6 protein-coding genes are annotated in these 3570 nt (G+C 54.9%); all 6 read right to left on the reverse strand.

Annotated elements, in window-relative coordinates; all coding sequences use genetic code 11:
* Nucleotides 1-904 (reverse strand): hypothetical protein (locus WW58_RS09805; protein WP_046437299.1); only part of this gene is annotated, 904 nt, incomplete at its 3' end.
* Nucleotides 901-1464: an N-acetylmuramoyl-L-alanine amidase gene (locus tag WW58_RS09810; protein WP_046437301.1), complete on the reverse strand. Its 564-nt coding sequence runs from the start codon at nucleotides 1462-1464 to the stop codon at nucleotides 901-903. The genes WW58_RS09810 and WW58_RS09805, both read right to left, overlap by 4 nt.
* Complete coding sequence (locus WW58_RS09815) at nucleotides 1465-1740, reverse strand: hypothetical protein (protein ID WP_046437303.1); 276 nt, start codon at nucleotides 1738-1740, stop codon at nucleotides 1465-1467.
* Between the two features lies 1 nt (nucleotide 1741).
* Nucleotides 1742-2191, reverse strand: coding sequence for a hypothetical protein (locus WW58_RS09820; protein ID WP_180972151.1), 450 nt, complete (start codon nucleotides 2189-2191; stop codon nucleotides 1742-1744).
* Between the two features lie 116 nt (nucleotides 2192-2307).
* Complete coding sequence (locus WW58_RS09825) at nucleotides 2308-2580, reverse strand: hypothetical protein (RefSeq protein ID WP_046437307.1); 273 nt, start codon at nucleotides 2578-2580, stop codon at nucleotides 2308-2310.
* 23 nt (nucleotides 2581-2603) lie between these two features.
* A partial coding sequence (locus WW58_RS09830) for a portal protein (RefSeq protein ID WP_288143443.1) occupies nucleotides 2604-3570 on the reverse strand: 967 nt, incomplete at its 5' end.

Genomic DNA, 3570 nt, shown 5'->3' on the forward strand with positions numbered 1-3570 from the left:
GTTGATGATAGATAATTTTATTAACGATTGAAGGTATAGGCTCGTTATGCGTCGCGGGCACAAAACTTGTAGTAGTTTTCACCCTCCACCCTGCCGCCTTGGAAAGAGCGTAAATCTCACGCACCTTGACCACGTAGCCCCCGCGGGTCGCATCCCGTACATTATCAAATGTGATGTCCAGAATTTCGCCGCTGTTGTGGGCCAGATTATTGCCAGGGATAATACTGTACGATCCCTGGGTTAAATCAGATCTTGTCGTTTTGCTGCCTCGTCCGATGCCTATGGTAATTTTGCCTGCGCCGGGTATGCGCCACGGAATGGAGAATCCCGCAAAGTTGGAATAATTATGTTGACCGTTAGGCCCTGTGAAGGGAAAGACAATCGTGCTGTGAGTCCCGGCAGGCACTCTAACCTGCGCATACTGGCCGGGAATGAGAGCGGTAGTTGCCGCCGTCCCTGTCGCCGTAATGCTGCCCGTGTTGAGGTAGGCGTGCTGGGAAAAAATGTCCGTCACTCCGGCCAAGCCTGCGGCATGCAGGCGGTTGACCGCGCCCGTATCGGTCGGCGCACCCACAGCCAGCGGGATGTTCACCCCTCCGTTGGCGTTGACGGTCCCTGTAAAAGTCCCGGACTCCGCCAGCAAACTCTTCAACGTGGCATCATCCCCCGGCTGAATGCCGTCCCGGGCAGACAATCCCGGGACGGCCCCCTTAAAAGTCTGAGTAACCAGCGCATGCTCATCGGACACCTCCACAGCATCCGTAGGAGCTACAAAACCGTATTGCCCCTCTTCGCCCGCTTCCAAAACAAGCAAGGGAGAAGCCCCATCAAAAACGGCATGAACGGTACAGGCCGTCGTACACGTCAGCACATACGCACAACCTTTAACGGTATCAACAATCATACAGCCCCCTCCTTGAAATACTTATCAATCGCCCCGGCAATCGCCACGCAAAGCGCGTCAACCCGTTCTTCCAGCCTGTCGCAATCCGTCACGTGTGAGGACGCAAACGCAGGCTCCAGCATCAACGCCGGCATGCGCGTTTCTCTGAAATAATAATAACCTCTGTCACTCTTACACTTGATCGGCTTCAAACCGCGATCAGGGAGCCTCAGCACATCACACATCGCCGCCTGTATCAGTTCAGCCGCTTTCTTCCCGTTCTTGGAGGCGTACCAATACAAAGTTTCTGTGCCTCCAATTCCTGTATCTGCACCATTGAAGTGAAACTCCACGGCCAAATCCGCTCCCACCGCATTACACCTCCGGGCCGCGTAAATCGGTGTCGTTCCCCCAGCCTCAGACCGATTGCACACCACAGCCTCATAACCCAGCCGCTCCAACTCATCCTTCACCTTGCCAATATGGGCCGTCCAGAAAGAAAACTCTGAATGCTTCCGGTTCGTCATTACAGCCCCGCCATCCTGCGGGCTATGCCCGATACTCAATGCTACTCTCATCATCTACTTATTCTTGCTTATAAACTGTTCATTCGCCTCTACTACAAACTGACACGAACTGCACTTATGCTCGGCCTCCCGACGCGCCTCCCGCTCCTTCTCCAACTCCGCCTGCAACTTCTCATTCTTCTTCGTCTCCCTCCAAAGGAAAATCGACATCACGCTCACCACACTCGCCGGAGTCATCAAACTATCAATCGTCGGGGTAGAAGTAACGGCATTCGCCACCGTCAGCATCGCCGCGCCAAGAACGGAACAGCTCGTCAGGGAACCGGTCATCTTACTTATCCTGTTTAACTACGGGAGAAACATCACTCACGGGCTGAACCTGTGAAAAACTCACACGCCCCGGCTCCAGCACCAGACAGGCCCCATCCTTGCACACCTCAGCCCGGTCTGGCGTCACATTCACGGAATGCCCACAACCGGACAGAGACATTCCCAAGCCGCCAAGGATAGCCCCGGCAATAACTGCTCCGGCGGCATACAGGGCCTTTTCCCACCAGCTAGACTTGCCGGCAGCCTTAATACCGAGATAGTCACGGACATCCCCCAGCGCATGCCTGCCAATAATGGGCAGGGCTTGCTGCGCCAATCGCACAAACGCGGACCGCTGTGAATCGGTTAAATCTTCCCAGGACTTCCAGCCGCCGCCGTTATCCTCGGAAACTACCCTGTAAAAATCCTTGGCTATCGCCTCGGCATGATTGCATTCTTTATCATTAATCATATCACTTCTTCTATCTTCAATCTGTTGAGCTCCGCCTTCTGCCACCTCCGCCACGGCAGGCCGTTTCGGCCCCTTCCCCGTACTCTTGCCAATCCCTCTCCTGTACCGTCTCTTCATTACTCGCCCTCCTCTCTACCCTTATCCTTCGGCAGCATCTCCAGCCACAACACCACCTCACGATGAGCATCCCGCCTCATCGCATCCAAAGGATCAAACAACCTCTCCCCATCCTGCTTCTGAAAACACGGCAAATCTGTCTGAAAAAACTCCTTCATCCACTCCAGCACCACCTTCCACTCCTCGCTCCGCAACAACAACCTCTTGGCCTTCCACCTCCGCGCAAACAAATCTAACAACTCCTTCTCTTTATCTACATTATAACTAATCATAAAACGTACTGCTCATAAATCAACTACGCCGCTCCACCCTGAGCCTCCGCCGCCATCTTGGCAGCCGCAGCCTCATCCTTCATCACAGCCGCGCCCGCCTGACGCAGCCTCAACTCATCCTCATCCATCACCGCCGCACTCTTCCGCCGCCTCATGTCCTCCACCTCAATATTCCCCCTGATACTATCCTCAGACACGCCAAGAGACCGCAGCCGCGCTCTCATGCCACGATCCACATCCAAATGATCCAGCAAACCGGGTACCGCCTCACCCAACTCCACCGCCTCCCTCAACGCGGCAGCAAAAGCATCGCTCTCAATCCGCTTCAGCACCAACGCCACCTTATTATTATACGTCACCCCCGGATTCTTCAGCACAGTCCCCACAACAGCCCCATTCCTAATCACATCCTCTCTCACGCAATCAGGCGGATCTGGAAAAACCCCGGCCCTGTACAGTACCATAAACACCCTGTCCAGCGTCGGCTGCACATCATAGGCAAACTGCACGAAAGACGGAAAAAACTGCAACAAATACTGATTCTCGCGCGCCATCACCTCCGTCGCCGTGGGAAACCCCTTCTTACCCTCATCATACGCAAACAGCTCCAGCATCGGCACCAAAAACGCATCCTTAATCCGCTGCTCCTTATCCGCAAGCTGCTTATAAGAAAGACTCACATCCCCCACAGCCGCCCACTCCTTCGGCAACAACACTCCGCCATCCTGCAACAAATCCGGATCAACCAACGTCTTCCCGCCAGCCCGCAAATCAACCTCTCCCACCAGCTTTGCCGCCGTCAAAATCCGGGGATCTATCGCCACACGCCGCGCCTTCTCCAAATCCTTCTCAATCTCCTCCACCCCCCTCACCTCGCCCTCCACATCCTGCCACGGAGCAAACCCGAAAAAACTTGTCCCATTCATCTTCCAGCGCGTCGCCATATACGGCATCTCCCACTCCATCTCCCGCCGCATCACCCTCTTCCCC

The organism is Akkermansia sp. UNK.MGS-1 (assembly GCF_000980515.1).
Classification (GTDB): Bacteria; Verrucomicrobiota; Verrucomicrobiia; order Verrucomicrobiales; family Akkermansiaceae; genus Akkermansia; species Akkermansia muciniphila.

Bases quoted from the DNA above. Each gene is read 5' to 3' on its own strand.
- WW58_RS09810 (WP_046437301.1), bottom strand. From the start codon at position 1,464: ATGATGAGAGTAGCATTGAGTATCGGGCATAGCCCGCAGGATGGCGGG.
- WW58_RS09815 (WP_046437303.1), bottom strand. From the start codon at position 1,740: ATGACCGGTTCCCTGACGAGCTGTTCCGTTCTTGGCGCGGCGATGCTG.
- WW58_RS09820 (WP_180972151.1), bottom strand. From the start codon at position 2,191: ATGATTAATGATAAAGAATGCAATCATGCCGAGGCGATAGCCAAGGAT.
- WW58_RS09825 (WP_046437307.1), bottom strand. From the start codon at position 2,580: ATGATTAGTTATAATGTAGATAAAGAGAAGGAGTTGTTAGATTTGTTT.